Origin of the sequence: Bacillus sp. PS196, from assembly GCF_037963555.1 — a bacterium.
GTDB classification, from domain to species: Bacteria; Bacillota; Bacilli; order Bacillales; family Bacillaceae; genus Bacillus; species Bacillus subtilis.
In genome coordinates, this window is record NZ_CP150159.1 from 2,129,113 (window position 1) to 2,147,111 (window position 17,999).

Annotated in this window: 21 protein-coding genes; 8 read left to right on the forward strand and 13 right to left on the reverse strand. The window is 40.8% G+C overall.

Features of this window, described 5'->3' with window-relative positions; all coding sequences use genetic code 11:
• Nucleotides 1–19: 19 nt before the first annotated feature.
• The 3 genes from NST79_RS10815 to NST79_RS10825 all read right to left on the reverse strand — a co-directional run bounded on the left by NST79_RS10815 (nucleotide 20) and on the right by NST79_RS10825 (nucleotide 2,895).
• A complete protein-coding gene (locus NST79_RS10815; protein WP_080530061.1) occupies nucleotides 20–517 on the reverse strand; it encodes an SMI1/KNR4 family protein in 498 nt (165 codons plus the stop codon).
• Nucleotides 518–525: 8 nt separating this feature from the next.
• Nucleotides 526–2,241, reverse strand: a complete 1,716-nt coding sequence (locus tag NST79_RS10820) for a ribonuclease YeeF family protein (protein WP_080529421.1) — start codon at nucleotides 2,239–2,241, stop codon at nucleotides 526–528.
• A gap of 87 nt (nucleotides 2,242–2,328) precedes the next feature.
• Entirely contained in the window at nucleotides 2,329–2,895 is a 567-nt protein-coding gene (locus tag NST79_RS10825; RefSeq protein ID WP_212060154.1) for an SMI1/KNR4 family protein, read from the reverse strand.
• Nucleotides 2,896–3,023: 128 nt separating this feature from the next.
• Here NST79_RS10825 and NST79_RS10830 point away from each other — a divergent pair, with 128 nt between their 5' ends.
• Nucleotides 3,024–4,460 carry a flavin monoamine oxidase family protein gene (locus NST79_RS10830; protein ID WP_212060156.1) on the forward strand — a complete coding sequence of 479 codons (1,437 nt, stop codon included), beginning with the start codon at nucleotides 3,024–3,026 and terminating at the stop codon, nucleotides 4,458–4,460.
• 249 nt (nucleotides 4,461–4,709) lie between these two features.
• Here NST79_RS10830 and csaA read toward each other — a convergent pair whose 3' ends face one another.
• The 7 genes from csaA to NST79_RS10865 form a co-directional block, all read right to left on the reverse strand.
• Nucleotides 4,710–5,042: a chaperone CsaA gene (gene csaA, locus NST79_RS10835; protein WP_014480003.1), complete on the reverse strand. Its 333-nt coding sequence runs from the start codon at nucleotides 5,040–5,042 to the stop codon at nucleotides 4,710–4,712.
• Between the two features lie 64 nt (nucleotides 5,043–5,106).
• Entirely contained in the window at nucleotides 5,107–5,832 is a 726-nt protein-coding gene (locus tag NST79_RS10840; RefSeq protein ID WP_128738621.1) for a helix-turn-helix domain-containing protein, read from the reverse strand.
• Between the two features lie 14 nt (nucleotides 5,833–5,846).
• Nucleotides 5,847–6,590 (reverse strand): GNAT family N-acetyltransferase, encoded by a 744-nt coding sequence (locus NST79_RS10845; protein ID WP_128737940.1) that lies wholly within the window; start codon nucleotides 6,588–6,590, stop codon nucleotides 5,847–5,849.
• A 77-nt stretch (nucleotides 6,591–6,667) separates the two neighbouring features.
• Entirely contained in the window at nucleotides 6,668–7,243 is a 576-nt protein-coding gene (locus NST79_RS10850; RefSeq protein ID WP_004399277.1) for a TetR-like C-terminal domain-containing protein, read from the reverse strand.
• A gap of 5 nt (nucleotides 7,244–7,248) precedes the next feature.
• Nucleotides 7,249–7,950 (reverse strand): MBL fold metallo-hydrolase, encoded by a 702-nt coding sequence (locus NST79_RS10855; RefSeq protein WP_003231294.1) that lies wholly within the window; start codon nucleotides 7,948–7,950, stop codon nucleotides 7,249–7,251.
• Nucleotides 7,951–8,026: 76 nt separating this feature from the next.
• Nucleotides 8,027–8,509 (reverse strand): GyrI-like domain-containing protein, encoded by a 483-nt coding sequence (locus tag NST79_RS10860; protein WP_033884023.1) that lies wholly within the window; start codon nucleotides 8,507–8,509, stop codon nucleotides 8,027–8,029.
• Nucleotides 8,510–8,562: 53 nt separating this feature from the next.
• Nucleotides 8,563–9,504, reverse strand: a complete 942-nt coding sequence (locus NST79_RS10865) for a YafY family protein (RefSeq protein WP_212060158.1) — start codon at nucleotides 9,502–9,504, stop codon at nucleotides 8,563–8,565.
• A 205-nt stretch (nucleotides 9,505–9,709) separates the two neighbouring features.
• Between NST79_RS10865 and csk22 the strand changes: the two genes are divergently transcribed.
• Nucleotides 9,710–10,255 carry a mother cell-specific sporulation protein Csk22 gene (csk22, locus tag NST79_RS10870; RefSeq protein WP_212060160.1) on the forward strand — a complete coding sequence of 182 codons (546 nt, stop codon included), beginning with the start codon at nucleotides 9,710–9,712 and terminating at the stop codon, nucleotides 10,253–10,255.
• A gap of 26 nt (nucleotides 10,256–10,281) precedes the next feature.
• On the opposite strand, the gene czrA is transcribed toward csk22, so the two are convergent.
• Nucleotides 10,282–10,605: a Zn(II)-responsive metalloregulatory transcriptional repressor CzrA gene (gene czrA, locus NST79_RS10875; RefSeq protein ID WP_003231284.1), complete on the reverse strand. Its 324-nt coding sequence runs from the start codon at nucleotides 10,603–10,605 to the stop codon at nucleotides 10,282–10,284.
• Nucleotides 10,606–10,798: 193 nt separating this feature from the next.
• Between czrA and NST79_RS10880 the strand changes: the two genes are divergently transcribed.
• The gene (locus NST79_RS10880; RefSeq protein WP_003231283.1) at nucleotides 10,799–11,476 is read left to right on the forward strand and encodes a lysozyme family protein; all 678 of its coding nucleotides are present in this window, start codon (nucleotides 10,799–10,801) and stop codon (nucleotides 11,474–11,476) included.
• An 88-nt stretch (nucleotides 11,477–11,564) separates the two neighbouring features.
• On the opposite strand, the gene NST79_RS10885 is transcribed toward NST79_RS10880, so the two are convergent.
• Both NST79_RS10885 and NST79_RS10890 read right to left on the reverse strand, forming a co-directional pair.
• A complete protein-coding gene (locus tag NST79_RS10885; protein WP_003231280.1) occupies nucleotides 11,565–12,101 on the reverse strand; it encodes a DUF420 domain-containing protein in 537 nt (178 codons plus the stop codon).
• Between the two features lie 136 nt (nucleotides 12,102–12,237).
• Nucleotides 12,238–13,020: a VLRF1 family aeRF1-type release factor gene (locus NST79_RS10890; protein WP_212060162.1), complete on the reverse strand. Its 783-nt coding sequence runs from the start codon at nucleotides 13,018–13,020 to the stop codon at nucleotides 12,238–12,240.
• A gap of 170 nt (nucleotides 13,021–13,190) precedes the next feature.
• Between NST79_RS10890 and NST79_RS10895 the strand changes: the two genes are divergently transcribed.
• The 5 genes from NST79_RS10895 to desR all read left to right on the forward strand — a co-directional run bounded on the left by NST79_RS10895 (nucleotide 13,191) and on the right by desR (nucleotide 17,798).
• Nucleotides 13,191–13,688: an N-acetyltransferase gene (locus NST79_RS10895; RefSeq protein ID WP_014477061.1), complete on the forward strand. Its 498-nt coding sequence runs from the start codon at nucleotides 13,191–13,193 to the stop codon at nucleotides 13,686–13,688.
• Nucleotides 13,689–13,751: 63 nt separating this feature from the next.
• Entirely contained in the window at nucleotides 13,752–14,729 is a 978-nt protein-coding gene (locus NST79_RS10900; protein WP_038429120.1) for an LD-carboxypeptidase, read from the forward strand.
• 161 nt (nucleotides 14,730–14,890) lie between these two features.
• Entirely contained in the window at nucleotides 14,891–15,949 is a 1,059-nt protein-coding gene (gene desE / locus NST79_RS10905) for a fatty acid desaturase DesE (RefSeq protein ID WP_003231272.1), read from the forward strand.
• 118 nt (nucleotides 15,950–16,067) lie between these two features.
• Nucleotides 16,068–17,180: a two-component sensor histidine kinase DesK gene (gene desK / locus NST79_RS10910; protein ID WP_014477063.1), complete on the forward strand. Its 1,113-nt coding sequence runs from the start codon at nucleotides 16,068–16,070 to the stop codon at nucleotides 17,178–17,180.
• A gap of 18 nt (nucleotides 17,181–17,198) precedes the next feature.
• Nucleotides 17,199–17,798: a two-component system response regulator DesR gene (gene desR / locus NST79_RS10915; protein ID WP_004399356.1), complete on the forward strand. Its 600-nt coding sequence runs from the start codon at nucleotides 17,199–17,201 to the stop codon at nucleotides 17,796–17,798.
• The last annotated feature ends 201 nt before the right edge of the window (nucleotides 17,799–17,999 follow it).

Sequence of the window (17,999 nt, forward strand, 5' to 3'; positions counted from 1 at the left end):
AATACTTTTGTTTAATAGACTATTCAATTTCAACACCATCATATGCATCGCCTATTGATATAAAATCATCCCTTAACCAATACCAATGCTTCCCCTTATTCTCAAGCAGTCGCTGTATTAAATCAGTAAATGAACTTGCTATCACCTGTGTTTCCCCGACAATCCCATGTCGATCAAAAAAGCTGTCATAGCATTTTCCTTTGCGCTCTTCGTTTAAGTCAATTGTTAGGTATTCTCCTTTTCCATCCGTGCAAACAATATACCACTCTGATGAAATGTCTTCCTCACAGAGCTCCCCAACAATAATAGGATTAGCCAATTTAAACTCAGCTGGTCGTACTATGTATATTGGATAATCCGCATTTTCATACAAAACTGCTCCACCACATTGTTCATAAAACTCACTAATATCTTTTGGTAGTTGATGCTTCTCGTCTATTACTGGAAGACCATCAGCTTCAAACAGCCGACAGTCTGATGTTGCAGCAATCTTCTTGACTAACATATCAATGCTCATGCCCATACCTACTTTCTAAAGTTGTATTGATTAAATGCGTTATAATATTGCTGTCTAGCTTCTTTAGGAACATTTGCAGCATCAAACATCTTCTCAGTAAGTTCTTGTATTTCTCTAGGTGATACTTCTTTCCAATTTACTTTACCGCCAACTTTTTTCCCTGTTTTTTCGTACAACCATTCTCTATAAACTTTCTTGGTAGCATTGTGTTGCTCTTTTGTTAAAGCTACTGTTGGCGTATTACTACCTCTACTCACATAATTCGGAACATTATGTTTAGCCCATACATCCATTACACCATGATGATTCTCTAAAGGGCTGTTACTTGGTCTATAATCAACAACATCAAAAGGTTTTACTTCCTTATCTGTCCCTTTAGCAAAACTCATTAATTGATTTTTTAAGTTTTCTCCATCCACTACATTGTATGGCACGTCCCCTACAGTAGCAAGGTCGTATTTAGGGTTGTAAGGCAGCAAATCTGGAATCTTGACGTCCTTAATTTTCTTACCTGCTTGACTAGCTTTATTTATTACCTTGCCTGCTGCATCAGCTTTGTTAATGGCTCCTGCACCTTTGGTTCCAAAAACAGCTACAGCCACTGAACCAACAGCGTAGGTTACCCACCTTGATCTAGAATAGGCATCCCCATTCACCATATCTTTTTGATATGACTCTTCTATTGCTGCTGAAATAGCGTCATATGTTTTCACTGGATGAATAACTGCATTTCCCAGTGCTGATAGTGTTTCTCCTGGATCGGTGATGAAGTCCCATATGCCGGTTACAGTGTCTTTTCCTACATCATATAAGCCTACTCCTACACCTTTTACGATATCCCAAGTGATTTCTCCTGCTCCTTCTAGCTGCTTCGCTTGTTCAACTTGCACTGCAAGCTGTACTTGAGCTGGCTCCAGATTCTCGTACCCTACTTTCTTAGCAATCTCTAAATATTCATCAGGGTCAGATACACCATCATTAAGTTTTTTCTTTAATTCTTTAATTTCACGTTCTTTAGCTTCTTCTTGCTTCACGTTTAAATAAGATTCAGAATGCTTCTCAATATCGCCTTTTTTCTTATGTATGTCACTTTCTCTGTACGCTTTAGCGTTATAGTGAATCGGAGTGGCGTTCTTCCCTTTGCCTGTAGATTCCTGCAGCTTTTTAAAATCTTGCTGAATGAATTGTTCGTTAGGCTCTGTTTCAGCATATTCTGTTTTCAAATTCTCATCAAGCTTGTTTAGCTTATCAATTGTTTTTTCACGTTTGTCATCTGCAGAAGAAAGTTTGTCTTTGAAGTCTTCTGTTGAGAATATTTCAAGTGGAAGGATGTCATTGATGTCATTCAGAATGTCTTGCATTGCTTTTTTCTGTTCAGACATAATGGATTTTGATTTTGTGTATGCATTTACAAGTTCATGTTCTAAAAAAGATTCTTCTATGTAAGCATCAGACATCTTGGCATCTTCAAGTTTTGCAGAAACGCTGCTTAAGAAAGCAATCTTCATATCAATAAGATCAATCCATTGATCTGTAACACCGACATGATCATGATAAAACGCTTTAATGTTGTCTGCACCCTTACCGGAAAACTCGCTATCATCTAGGTCAGCTACGTCCTTAAACGCTTTTCTGAGCTTCACCATTTGTGATCGTAGTTCCTTGTACTCTTTGGTTCTTTTGTCCGCTTCAGAGAGCAATGAATCAGCTTCAAATACCTTCATTTCATTCTCCTTTCAAGCCTACTCTATGTAAATTTTACTACAATTATTTGCTTGAATAACAGAAAAAGACAACCAGAACTGACTGTCTTATACATCGTGCGATCGTGTTCTATAATAATTTTCAGCGGTATAGTAGCGCCATTCCCAAAAAGTTGCCCCATTGGATTCTATATACCGATCTAAAAATATCTCAAAATTTAAATTTAATGGTGTATACTCTCCTATTGCTAATATAAACAGATAGTTGGGATCCCCTTTATCCAATTTATCTTTGTCGATCATCAAATGGCACCCTTCTAATAAGTGACCAATTGGGATACCATTGATACCCTCAAACAAAGCCTCATATTTTAATTCTTCTTCAATCTCTTCAAGGCTAAATAAATAAAGTCCTCCACCTATATTCTCCCCATCAGAAAGAATTTCAAAAATTTTCGCGCCGTTATGTAGTGTCAAGAACTTCTGATAATCCTTTGGAAGGGTAAGCTGGTGTTTAGCCTCAAAGCTTTGAATGTCATTCAGGGTTGCTTTGTCCGGTGAAAAAGTAACAAGGAACTCCATGATATCCCCTTCAGAACAAAACAATTTAATCGCTCCTTTTTCATCTAAGAGACTTTTCAAACCATTTACAGTCTTATGAACAAAGTTAGTCACATACAACACTCCTTTATTTCCTTTTAACAATAACCCTTTCAAATCCCAAAAGATGTGAACAGATCGTGATAGGCGCTCTTTTCAATGAATATAATGCAATAAATTCTAAAAAGAGGTGCCACCAAAAATTGAATTCTCTAATGAATGATGACATGGTAAAGATCATTAGAAATGGCCTTAGCGCATCGCAGCATCCAAAGCACATTCTTGTTATAGGAGCTGGATTGTCCGGGCTTGTATCAGCATCTTTGCTGAAAAATGCCGGCCACAGAGTAACGCTTCTCGAAGCGAGCGGCAGAACGGGCGGCCGGGTCTGCACTTTGAGATCTCCCTTTAGTGATGATTTGTATTTCAACGCTGGCCCGATGCGCATACCGAATAACCATTCGTTAACCTTAGAATATATAAAAAAATTCAAATTGCCAACAAGTGTATTTATCAACAGAACCCCTATGGACATCATTTATGCAAATGGCATCAAAACACGTCTCCAAATTTTCGAACGAGCTCCTGGAATATTGAGATACCCAGTTGCACCAAATGAACAAGGGAAAACGTCTGAAGAGCTGATGCTTTCTTTACTGCAGCCTATTCTAAATTTTATTAATCAAAATCCAGCGAGAAATTGGCGGATTGTCGAAGAACAATACAAAAATCATTCGTTAAGCTCTTTTTTAAACACGTATTTTTCATATGGCGCGATCGATATGATCGGTGTGCTTTTGGATATGGAAGCGTATATGGGGATGTCCCTTGTTGAAGTATTGCGGGAATCTATCTTTTTTTCTTCGCCCGCTCACTTCTATGAGATAACTGGCGGTATGGATCTGCTGCCTCACGCGTTTCTTCCTCAATTAAAAACAAACATTCTATACCATCAAAAAATGATGAAAATGTCTCAGGGTGAAAATCGTGTTACGATCCATTGTCAGCATCAACAAACGGCAGAATTCACATCATTCACAGCTGATCTCGCTATTGTAACCATTCCTTTTTCAACATTGCGATTTGTAAAAGTCGAACCATACCATTCATTCTCTTACTATAAACGGAGGGCCATCCGTGAGCTAAACTATATCAGTGCAACAAAAATCGGCATAGAGTTTAAAAGCCGATTTTGGGAAAAAGCCGGGCAGCGCGGCGGCAAATCTATTACTGATCTTCCGATTCGTTTTTCATATTATCCAAGCAGAAATATTGGAGCAAATGGACATGCTGTCATTCTGGCCAGCTATACATGGGCCGATGAGGCACTGATATGGGACAGTCTTTCAGAAGGAGAGCGAATCCAGTATACTTTACTGAATTTATCTGAAATCTATGGTGATATTGTGTGGTCTGAATTTGTGTCTGGCACTTCTTTTAGCTGGAGCCAGTACCCGTATTCTGCGGGAGGTTTTACAGCTTTCGAACCAGGACAAGAATTAGAGCTGTATCCCTATATTCCTGTCCCTGAGGGCAGAATTCATTTCGCCGGAGAACACGCCTCACTCACTCATGCGTGGATGCAAGGCGCGATTGAATCTGGAATACGTGTTGCTTATGAGGTCAATCGCTTACCTTAGATCATGCTCACCTTCTGTACTAAAAGATTATTACATTTCATATAATAAGATCTTGATTAGACGGACAAATTCAATCACAAAAACAAAGTAATCCTTGCAATCCTTCGCCCTCCATGCTATATTCATATAGCGATGAGCTGAATTGTGTAAGCCGATGTACATGCCTTTACGGCACACACGAATGTGGCGTGTGGTGCATCGCCTCAATACGCAAAAGACGTTTGCCTTAGGCAAACGTCTTTTTTTGCGTTATCCGATTTTTGTGCCGTTTGGAACAGGCTGATCCGGCTGCAAAAGGACGACGTCGCCCTGGCCGGGTATGCCGCCGAGGACCAAGACTTCCGATTTAAATCCGGCGATCCGGCGGGGCGGAAAGTTCACGACTGCTATGACTTGCTTGTTGATGAGACCTTCCGGCTTGTAACGCTTCGTGATTTGTGCGCTCGATTGTTTTATGCCGATTTCAGTCCCAAAATCTATCACAAGCTTGATTGCCGGTACCCTTGCTTCAGGAAATTCTTCCGCTTTTACAATTGTTCCCGTTCTGATATCCAATTTCTCAAAGTCTTCAATAACTGCCATATCAATAACTCCTTTTTCTCCTATTGTAAAGGAGATATACAATATTCTTTTAACTAAAGAGCCATCATTTTTTATCCGAATATAAGGTGTTTCGATACAGGCGGGGCGGCATTCCTGTGCTTTTCGTGAACCATCTTGTAAAAGAAGAAAGGTTTTGAAAGCCCAGCGCCTCGCTCACGACGGTAAGGTTTTCATTTCTCTCCATCAGCATTCGTTTTGCTTCCTCAAGGCGAAGGTCGGCAATATAGTTCTGCGGGGACTTCCCTGTCTGTTTTTTGAACCAGCTTGAATAGTAAGCTGGGTGATAATGCTCGATTTCTGCCAGCTTCTTAATCGTCAGCCGCTCAAATAAATGGCTGTGAATGTATGCAATTGAGGCATAGCTATGGGATTGAAGCTTTTCTTTTATGTATTGTACTAGCATATGAAGCGAGTTGGCTGTTCCGGCCTTTGCTTCCTCTGTCAGCAAGTACCTGATCGAAGACCAGAAAGGATCGAGTGCAGCTTCAATTCCCGATCCTGCACGATACTCATCAATTTTCATTGCGTGAAGCGGAACATCCAGTACAAGACATTCATTTCTTCCGATAGAACGGAAGCGATGCTCGCACTGCGGCGGAATATATAAAAAATGATCCGGATTTAATTTCACCTGGCGCCCCTCAGTCTCAAGATCTATACTCCCTTCAAGCGGAAAAAGAAATTGGCTGTACGCATGCTTATGTGAATGATAAAGGCGTGTGTATGTCCGTTTTTCGCAAATCATCTCTTGAAGCGAATCCATCAGCAACCCCCTTCCTTTGGTCATCTTTTAATCCGGTAATGGTGTTCCGATATAGGCGAAAATCCGATTTTTTCATATAAAGAAACTGCCGCCAGATTTTCTTTCATCACTTGTAAAAACATGCGTTCCGCTCCGTTGTTTTTTGCCCATTCAGTCAACATCCTGATCACTTGGGTTCCTGCCCCTTTTCCTCTGTGCTCCTCAGCTACAACGATATTACTAAGTCCGCCATAACCATCAATGACAGAAACCGTGCCAAGCGCTGTCAGGCTTTCTTTGTCATACATCTTGAAAAAAGTTTTACACGGCGGCATGCGTTCGAATATGTGTTTGTAACCTTTGTGACGTTCGGGTGAAAACCCTTCTAATTGAATAAATTCATCTATCCAAACAGATGATGGCTCTTGTTCCCACTTGTATGTAAATCGGCTGTTGTCATTTGTTCGGCTCATAATTGACCGGCACAACGCTGTCATCTGGAAGCACTCGTCTACCTTTTCATAACGGCTGTCTGCCAATGCGTCATCAAGCCCTTTCGGTGATGCGTTGCTAATATGAAAACAAACAGGTAAGCCTAAACTTTGATAAAAAAGTTCGGCCTCTAGCTGAAAATCCCCTTCAGGCATATCCGCAGACGTCCATACGCTATTTGCCCTTTTGGTTACGCCAAAATTCGCTCTGAGAAGCCATTTCCCTATGCTTTTTTGAAAATAAGCCGGCCATGAAGCTGCCGCTAATCGTTCAATCTTGCGAATGTCATCCATTGCATAATGCCTCTCCCCTATGTATACTCCCTTGATATTATACAATATTCAGAAATATAAGACATCCATTTATTTGTTTACATAATATTTTTATTGTTTATTAATAATCCTGACAAAAATGTCCGAATTGAAAATGACAGGCTTTCTAAAATGTCCTCCTCACGTTCAAATGCTTCTTTTGCGATTAAAACAGTAAAGCCATGCAGCAGACTTCTGAGCCCCCTTGTCGCATGAATGGCAGTCTTTTCACTTGCATAGCCGTTTTCAATGAGCAGCTTCGTCACAAGACAGACAATTTGGTCAGAGACGATTTCCGTCCGTTTGTCGTGAACCTTAAGAAGAGCCGCTTCATAATATCCGGGATTTTCAATTGCAAAATCAACATATGCATGAGCTAAAGAAAGCATCGCGGAATCTCCCTTTCGTTCGGTTACGGAGTCCGCCATTTGATCAAAAAGCTTTGTCAGTCCTCTGACAGCAAGTTCTGCTCTGATCGCTTGCAGCCCGTTGATATGGTTATACAATGACGGGGGGCGAACATTCATTTTTTTAGAAAGTGCGGCAAGTGAGACACCATTTACCCCTTCCTGATCGGCAATCTCTGCTGCAGCGTCTACAATCATTTTTTGGGTCAAACCTATTCTCGGTGACATGCTCATCATCCTTTCTTTGCTTTTTGGATCGCCTGTCTCATCCGCTCTGAAGGTGATCGCAGGAATTTTCCATGTCCGACAGCGAGACAGGAAGGCGCCTTATCGGCGAGCAATTGTGCACTTTTGATGGCCTCCTCCTTATTCCATGTGGCGAAAGCGGGAAAAGGAAACGCCCATTTTATCTGACCTGATACAGCGATTCCTCCGCGCAACTGAAACGCATCTCCTGCTATTAAAGTGCCGTTTCTTGTATCAAGAAATGACATGCTGCCCGGTGTATGGCCCGGTGTTGGAATGGCAAGCAGAGAACCAATTGTTTCACCGCCCGTCAGCAGTTGGTGAGGCTTTGTTTGTATGTGTTTCGGAATACCTCCTTTTATAGGCGTCTGCGGCTCATCTTGCCGCAAAGATGTGTCACCTTGGAGCAAGAATGAATCCCGTTCCGAGATCATGACCTTTGCATGCGGAAATGTTTGTGCCAATGTATCCAGTGATCCGACATGGTCCCCATGTGCATGAGTCAGTAAAATATGCTGAAGCGGTTTTCCAAGCTGATTCACAGCTTGAATAATCCCTTTATAGCTGCCTGGCAGTGCGGCATCAATAAGGGTGACTTCGTTTTCTTCCTCTACTAAATAGCAATTAACCGGAAACAATGCTGGAAAAAAAGTCAGCTGCCAAACCGTTTGGTACTGAGTAATTCTCATCTTTTTATTCCTCCTAACAAAAACTAATGGTGTTAGTTTTATTATTAACTAACACCATTAGTTTTTCAAGAGTTTATTATTTTTTTATCGCTACATAAATGTTAACTTGTGCTCGCTGTGGCACTGCGGCATTTTGATCATACATCTCAAAGTCACCTGTAAACGTGCGCAGATGCCGCTTATCCCAAGTCCAAATTTCCTTCCACGTTTCAAGCACAATCTCTTCAATAGGACCGATTCTGGAAGTGAAAACGGCGTAAGCGGAAGCCGGCAAATCAATATTTTCATATGGTCCCGGAAGAATGTCGTCGTATTCCTGAAACGTTCCGACTGAAAACGTATAAAACCCATTCGTCTCTTGTTCATAATTCGAATATAAGGCAATAATGCTCTTGTCTTTTTCAGCCTGTGATAAAAGAGCGCTCATATCCTGCTTCCAGAATTGATCCCACAGTGCCGGAATCCTCCTTTCTTCCGTCATTTCCAGTGCGTTGCTTGTCCGTTGTGATAGTCCGGCAAATCGTTTCAGGTCTAAGTGTGTTATATGTGAAAAGCCCATACGATCTCCTCCTTTTTTTAAGATTATAGACAAAGAAACCTGACAGCAGTGTGTCAGGTTTCATATATTTTTTGCATATGATGAATGGTTTCTTTTACTTTATCCCTTATATGAAGAGGCTGCAGAACCTCAATATCCTTTCCGAACTGGAGCAAAAAACCGATCAGCCATTGATCTTCTGGAAGTGAAATCACCGCCTGGCAGATTTTATCTTCCTCACAACAGTGAAGGACATCATATCCGAACCATTCACCTATGCGCTGACGTGCTGCCGGCTGAACAAGAATAACCAATTCAGTTAAACGGTCCTTTTGGTACCAACTCTTATCCCATGGCAAAGTGTCCAGCTGAATGTCTTTTCTGATAAAGGTCTGATGTAAGATGGCCAGATCTTTCATCCGGTTTAGTTTAAAAAAACGAAAATCATTTCTCACCAAGCAATAAGCGTATAAATACCAGTGCCCCGCCTTGCAAACCAATGTATAAGGTTCAGTTTCCCGAAGTAGTGTTTCCCCGCTTGCGCTTGTATATGTAAAAGATATCGTTGACAACCGATCGATGGCAGCGCTTATTTTCTCGCGCAGCGTCTTTTGATCCTCAGTATGGCCCCAAGCTGTCATGTCAATAAACCATTTTTCTGTTTGGTGCTTAAATGCTTGAGCAGAGTGCTCCGGTATAAGGTGTTTGATTTTTTGATAGGCTGTGCTGTGAGAAACGGGTTCATACATAGATGAAACGCTCTGCAAAGCGGAAGCAATTGCAAACAATTCCTCCTCCTTCAGCCACTCTCTTTCAAGCCGATACGTTTCCATGATGCCAATTCCGCCCCCGGAACCCTGTGAGGTCACAATCGGAATACCAGCCCTATTGATCGTCTCAATATCACGGTAAATTGTTCTGACAGATACTTCAAACAGCTCAGCAAGCTCTGCAGCCTGCACTTGTTTTTTGCTGATCAATAACACAACCATCGCTAACAAACGTTCCAGTTTCATTCTGCGCACCTTTTCTTCTTGTATTTTCCAACAAAACAATCATAACATTTTGATAAAGCTTGGGCATATCTATTATGCGGCGGAATACACCTTGCATATGCTATGAAAACAGGGGTTTCCCCTTCTTTTTTGTGTTCAGTATTTATTTCAGCTACTATTTCTGACCGGATAAGCATACACTTCTCAACGGAGGGGATTTCACATCATGCATCTTACACTTCAGAGCGTTTATCCTGCCATGATCATCATCTTTTTTCTGTATAAAAAAATTAAAAGGTCCATCGGATACCAGCCGCTGAAGCCCCGCTGGCTGTTCACCCGTACCATTCTTTTCTCGCTGTTTGCTTTTGGCCTTTCAATCTTCAGCGCCATTCACCCTTTTTTATATGGATATCTCATTTTGGGCATTCTTGGCGGATGGCTCCTTGTCTTTTTCGCTAAGAAAAACATCTCCTTTGAAAAACGCAGAGGAAAGATCTATTTTCGGACTCATATTTGGGTAGAGGTGATTCTCTTAACTTTATTTCTATCAAGATTTCTGTATCGAGTGACGGAGCTTTATCTTACTTCACCTGATCTAAACAGCCTTGGATCATACAGTCAGTCAATCGGAACGGACCCTCTGACAATTGGCGTCTGTTTTCTGATAGCCGTTTATTATATCGGTTTTTCTTCTTATGTCATCAAGCTCAGCAGAAACGAACTCGAACAGCACGAATACAATAAAGAAAAAGACATCCTTGCCCGCTAACAGCGAGTTAAGCAAGGATGTCTTTTTCAATCATGCTGTGTATGATGGATCATTTGCTGAAGAACATCTAAAACATGTTCATCCTCCGGAGAGTAATAAATCGATGTTCCTTCTCTGCGCGATTTGACAAGCCGGAGATTTTTCAAAAATCTAAGCTGGTGGGACACGGTGGATTGCAGTAAATTCAGCTTTTCTGCAATTCCGTTTACTGCATGCTCACCTTGGGACAATAAATGGAGAATTCTGATTCGGGTAGGATCTGAAAGCGCTTTGAATGTTTGCGCGACTAGAAACAGCGTCTCCTCGTCCAGATCAGCAGCCGATTGTTCCGTTTCTCTAAATTCAGTCATATGTATCACCTTTCTTTATTCATAGTTTTATCTTATAACAAATGCGCTTGAGTGCAAACCAGCCTGCTTGTATTCCATTTCAATCTCATAGTTTAAATTTATGTTTCAAATCAGGTTTTTACTTGGTCTGATATACCGTCTTATGTCATAATAAAAAAGGTCATACTGCTCCAAACATTGAGGGTGAAACACAGTGAAGAAAAAGAGAAAAGGCTGTTTCGCTGCTGCGGGTTTTATGATGATTTTTGTCTTTGTCATCGCCTCTTTTTTATTGGTCCTGCTTTTTTTCAACCGGGATTTAATCAAAAAACTTCCGATCGATACGAAAACGATTGTTTTGGAACGTTTAACCGATTACAAACCTTTGGTGGAAGAAGAGCTTGAAAGCCAAGGACTCTCTAATTATACATCACTCATATTAGGCATGATGTATCAGGAGTCAAAAGGAAAAGGCAATGATCCCATGCAGTCCTCTGAATCTCTGGGGTTAAAACGCAATGAGATAACAGACCCTCAACTCAGTGTTAAACAAGGCATCAAGCAATTTACCCTCATGTACAAGACCGGTAAGGAAAAAGGCGTGGATTTGGATACCATTATTCAAAGCTACAACATGGGGGCAGGTTACATTGATTTTGTAGCTGAACATGGAGGAACGCATACTGAGGAATTGGCAAAACAATACTCCGAGCAGCAAGTCAAAAAAAATCCTGATCTGTATACTTGCGGGGGAAATGCGAAAAATTTCCGCTATCCGTATTGCTACGGTGATTATACGTATGCAGAAAAAGTAAAAGAAAAAACAAAAACTGTTGAAGAATCTTTGCAGGTTGCAACACTTGAAACCATGGAATCCAAGGCTCATGAATAAGAGTCTATCAATTTACTGACAAAAGCCCAAAAATGAATTTGGGCTTTTGCCATGTTTACACGTAAAAAAGCCATACTGAGTATGGCTTTTAATAATACGGTGAAATCATCAAATATACAATAACGCCTGTAAGGCTTACATACAGCCATAGAGGCATTGTCCATCTCGCAATTTTTTTGTGGCGCTCCACCTGCATGCTGAAGCCTCTGATCAGCGTAAACAGCGCAAGCGGCACAATAATTGCAGAAAGGCAGATATGTGTAATTAAAATAAAGAAATAAATCGGGCGCATAATACCTTCTCCGCCATAGAGCGTGTTTTCCGCAATCGAGTGGTACGTCACATAGCAAATCAAAAATAGTAATGTTGTGGTGAATGCGGCCAAAATAAAGCGTTTGTGAGCTTTGATATTTTTTTGTTTAATCATAATCAGCGCGGCCAATAAGAAGATAAACGTAAAGCTGTTGAATATCGCATTCAGCATTGGCAAAATGTGAATATTCGCATGGCTGAACTGATCTAATTTAGGCATAAAAAACAGCACTGCGATTAAACCGTTAATCAGAACTGTCAGCGTTAGGACAATCCCCGTGTAATTTTTCGGTTTATTTTCTGTTTGGTTCATTTGGTGACCTCTCCTAATTTGTACTGGCTATCCAAATCGTATGCAAATTCAAAGAAGATGTCAACGGTTTCGATTGCTTCGTCAGAAATTAGACACACTTCAAAGGCCGGAGGCTATTAGCCCCGGCCTGTTAGGTTTACGCCTCTTTTATCAAATGTTCAATGACCTTATGTTCATTTTCATTCAGCAGGTTCTTTTGAATTTTCGAATGAATGGGTTTATTCATATGCTGATCCAAGATATCGGCCGTTTCTTTATCCCCGGCAATAACCATTCGTTCCCATCTTTTCGCGGCAGCTTTTTGATCAAGGCTGGCAGCCAGCCGCTTATACAGTCTTGATTGGTTCTCTGTTACATGTTCCCTCATCCGATTCTCTTCAACTGGTGCCGCTTTGTCTACAGCGGAATGGAAATTCTTCCAAGACTCATTGATCATATCATACTCATAACACTCCACCGCCTCAATTTTTCCTAAAACGGTTTCAATAATTTTCACTTCATGCTGCTGAGTTAAAATAAACGCCGTACTTGGGTATGCCTGGCGCAAACCCTTCAGCTGATCCAGGACAGCTGTTTCTTCCCAGTAAAATCTTGTATCTACAGGGACTTGAAGCTTAATAGGCTCCCATATGCCGCTGTCGGAAACAAAAAACACGAGACTGCGGGGCATGTCTTTTCCCATTGCATTCAAGTATTGATTCATTTTAGCCCTGATTCCATCCAGACACTTTTCCTCCTCTGGATCACTAGCTGCCAAATACTCTTTTAATCGGCTGAATCCTGACTTTAGGGCAATCTTCCATTCTCCCCCCTGCTGCTCTGGATCTCTCATGTCTGTATTGAGATACAGAGAGAGAATTTTATCCGGCGGTTCCAATTGGACATACTGTAATTTGTTAATCAATGAATCAATCGCCATTCCGATTCCTCCTTTTTCACAGGTTAGTTTTCTTTTTCCTCTCTTAAAAACGATCAAACCTGACTTTCCGCTAATTTCTAGTAATAATGGAATTGTTGTTTACAATACGCCTCTCTTCTAATACAATTGGTAACTGTGTTTCTAAGCTGATTTTTGAAAGGAGTTTGATCTTGTTTACTATTAAAGAAAAAAATCGTCAAGAGCTTGAAGAAGAATTAAATGATTTAGAATTTCAAATTTATCGCATGCAGGAGAATATGAAGGATTTATCTAAAGATGCCAAAGTGCTTGGTATTGATCAATCGAAACATGATGAGTGGATGATTGTTTCCTCGATTGATGATGGCCAAACATGCAAAATTATGCTAACTGATTGTAAAACGGCTTACCGAGGAAAAGGCTGTTTTTCACTTGTAGCGTCTTACAAGGACGATGCCATTCATATAGGCGATATAAAAGGCCCTCCGAATCACGGGTTTGGCTCCATTTGCATGAAATATTTAAAAGATATTGCAAGAGACCACAATATACCGAAAGTCACCGGAGACATCGCCAAACGGGATTGGAATCATGTAGACCGGCTGATTCACTTTTATGAAAAACATCAATTCAAAGTATGTATCGATCATGATACCCAATCCGGCAGCATTAAGTGGGTTGATTTGTAAAAAAGTCTGGAAGAAAGAGCCAATATATGCTGTAATGGTATAAAACCATTGATGGAGGGTTCTATGTACGCCTCAAAACTGAAAAAGGGAGACGAAATCCGGATCGTGTCTCCCGCGACCAGCATGTCTATATTATCAAATGAAGCAAAAATCCAAGCAAAAACGGCGTTAGAACGCTTAGGTTATCGGGTAACCATCGCTGAACACGCAAATGAATGTAATGAATTTGATTCATCCTCTATCGAGTCAAGAGTCCATGATCTGCACGCTGCCTTTTTTGATCCAGGCGTCAAAGCGATTTTAACGACACTCGGAGGGTTTAATTCAAATCAGCTGCTGCGTTATCTTGATTACGAGAAAATCAAACGACATCCAAAAATTCTGTGCGGCTATTCCGATATAACCGCTCTTTGCAACGCAATTTATCGAAAAACGGGTCTTGTTACGTATTCAGGCCCCCACTTCTCAACATTTGCAATGAAAAAAGGGCTTGATTATACACAAGAGTATTTTCTTTCTTGCTGCGCTTCGGACGACCCGTTTGAAATTCTTCCTTCAAGTGAGTGGAGCGATGACCGCTGGTTTTTGGATCAAGAAAACAGGCGTTTTTATCCTAATAACGGCCCTGTTGTAATCCAAGAAGGTTATGCGGAAGGTACTTTAATTGGCGGAAACTTATGCACGCTTAATTTGCTGCAGGGAACGGAGTATTTTCCCGAAACAGAACATACTATTTTATTGATTGAAGATGATTATATGTCAGACATCCATATGTTTGACCGCGATCTGCAATCACTCATCCACCTCCCCGCTTTTTCACATGTAAAGGCGATTTTGATCGGCAGATTTCAGAAAGCATCAAACGTATCAATGGATCTTGTAAAAGCCATGATCGAAACAAAAAAAGAATTATCCGGCATCCCGATCATCGCAAATATAAATGCCGGACATACCTCGCCAATTGCCACGTTCCCTATAGGAGGAACATGCAGGATTGAAGCTATTTCGGGTACATCACGCATATGGATTGATAAACATTAATCAGCTTGTAAATTTTTTTACAAGCTTTTTTAGCGCAATCGGTTATGCATGCCGCACGAGACATGACAAATGTCATATAGGAGGCATGATGTGTGCTACTACAAAAGACTTCTCTCATTAGCGTATACTGAACCGAGACACACAATGAGAGGATACTTACTATGACTGAACAAACCATTGCACATAAACAAAAACAGCTGACAAAGCAAGTCGCTGCATTTGCTCAGCCTGAAACAAAAAACAGCCTGATTCAGCTTTTAAACACGTTTATCCCATTCTTCGGCCTATGGTTTCTTGCTTATCTCAGCCTCGATGTCTCCTATCTTCTTACGTTAGCATTAACGGTGATTGCCGCAGGTTTTCTGACAAGAATTTTTATCATCTTCCATGACTGCTGCCATCAATCTTTTTTCAAACAAAAACGCTATAACCACATTCTCGGTTTTCTGACAGGTGTCCTGACTTTATTCCCGTATCTTCAATGGCAGCACAGCCATTCGATTCATCATGCGACTAGCAGCAATCTGGATAAACGCGGAACAGGAGACATCTGGATGTTAACAGTAAACGAATATAAAGCTGCATCCAGACGAACAAAGCTTGCATACAGACTTTATAGAAACCCGTTTATCATGTTTATTCTCGGACCGATTTATGTTTTTCTGATCACGAACCGTTTTAACAAAAAAGGCGCAAGACGCAAGGAACGTGTAAACACATACCTTACGAATCTGGCAATTGTCGCGTTGGCTGCCGCTTGCTGTCTGATCTTTGGCTGGCAATCGTTTTTACTGGTGCAAGGCCCAATATTTCTGATTTCAGGTTCAATCGGTGTTTGGCTGTTTTATGTGCAGCATACCTTTGAAGATTCTTATTTTGAAGCGGATGAAAACTGGAGCTACGTTCAGGCTGCTGTTGAAGGCAGTTCATTTTATAAACTCCCGAAACTGCTTCAATGGCTAACAGGCAATATCGGTTACCACCATGTTCATCATTTGAGTCCAAAGGTGCCTAACTATAAGCTTGAAGTTGCTCATGAACATCACGAACCATTAAAAAACGTACCGACAATCACCTTAAAAACAAGCCTGCAATCACTCGCGTTCCGTCTTTGGGATGAAGATAACAAACAGTTTGTGTCATTTCGGGCTATAAAACATATACCTGTAAACCTTCCGCCTGATTCACCAGAAAAACAGAAGCTGCGGAAGAACGCCTGATGTTAAAGGAGGTCTTCTAATTACTAGAAGGCTTCCTTTTTATTGTTGGAGGGTGCATTCTGGCTTTCACAATGATAAAGTTACATGTAAGATGAAAAGCTGAAAATGAGGTAAGATCATGATTAAAAAGCATTTAACATTTCAAAAACTAAACGGGATTACGCCCTATATATGGACGATATTTTTCATCCTCCCCTTCTACTTTATATGGAAATCATCATCTACATTTGTTATTATTGTCGGCATCATTTTGACGCTTTTATTTTTTTCAGTATATCGATTTGCTTTTGTCTCAAAAGGCTGGACCATTTATTTGTGGGGATTTTTATTAATTGGCATTTCAACCGCCTCCATTACCCTGTTCAGTTATATTTATTTTGCTTTTTTTATCGCATATTTTATTGGAAACATTAAGGAACGTGTCCCTTTTCATATTTTATATTATGTCCATTTAATAAGCGCAGCCGTCGCAGCCAATTTCAGTCTCGTTTTGAAAAAGGAATTCTTTCTGACTCAAATTCCTTTTGTCGTCATTACCCTCATCAGTGCGATTTTATTGCCCTTTAGTATAAAAAGCCGCAAGGAACGCGAGCGGCTTGAAGAAAAGCTCGAGGATGCAAATGAACGGATTGCAGAACTGGTAAAATTAGAAGAGCGTCAGCGAATTGCCCGCGATCTCCATGACACGCTTGGGCAAAAGCTTTCTCTTATCGGGTTAAAAAGCGACTTAGCAAGAAAATTGATATACAAAGATCCCGAACAAGCAGCTCGTGAACTGAAAAGTGTTCAGCAAACAGCGCGAACTTCTTTAAATGAAGTAAGAAAAATCGTTTCCTCTATGAAGGGCATCCGGCTCAAGGATGAACTGATCAACATCAAACAAATTCTCGAAGCAGCTGACATTATGTTTATCTATGAAGAAGAGAAATGGCCTGAAAATATCTCATTGCTGAATGAAAACATTTTGAGCATGTGCTTAAAGGAAGCTGTCACAAATGTCGTCAAACACAGCCAGGCTAAAACTTGCCGAGTAGACATTCAGCAGCTCTGGAAGGAAGTTGTGATTACAGTGTCTGACGATGGAACATTCAAAGGAGAAGAAAATTCCTTTTCAAAAGGACATGGCTTACTCGGGATGAGAGAACGGCTTGAGTTTGCAAACGGAAGCCTTCACATCGATACCGAAAACGGAACCAAGCTTACCATGGCAATTCCTAATAATTCAAAATAAATATAAAGGATGGCTTATATGATTAGTATATTTATTGCAGAAGATCAGCAAATGCTGCTGGGCGCTTTAGGATCACTTTTAAACCTAGAAGACGATATGGAAGTCGTAGGCAAAGGTACAACCGGCCAAGATGCTGTTGATTTTGTCAAAAAACGCCAGCCTGATGTATGTATTATGGACATTGAAATGCCCGGAAAAACAGGGCTTGAAGCTGCTGAGGAGCTAAAAGATACAGGCTGCAAAATTATCATCTTAACCACCTTCGCCAGACCCGGTTACTTTCAGAGAGCTATTAAAGCTGGCGTTAAAGGCTATTTGTTAAAAGACAGTCCTAGTGAAGAGCTGGCCAACGCCATCCGTAGCGTCATGAATGGAAAACGCATCTATGCACCTGAGCTGATGGAGGACTTATACAGCGAAGCTAACCCTCTTACAGATAGAGAAAAAGAAGTGCTTGAACTTGTGGCTGACGGTAAAAACACAAAAGAAATCGCTCAGGAACTCAGCATCAAAAGCGGGACGGTGCGGAATTATATCTCAATGATTCTAGAAAAGCTTGAAGTGAAAAATCGAATTGAAGCCATTACCCGGTCAAAGGAAAAAGGCTGGTTTAAATAAAAAAGGATCTTGGCATCTGCCAGGATCCTTTTTGTTAACCTGAAATTCCAGTTTGAGAACCTCGCCGCAACCAGAATTAAATTGATCGATATCCTCGCTCCTATACCCGCTGAACGATTGCTTGGTTAACAGCCCAATAAAAGACTGGATTGAATGATATCCCTGTTAAAATGGTCGGCCATTGCACATCAGCAGAATTTC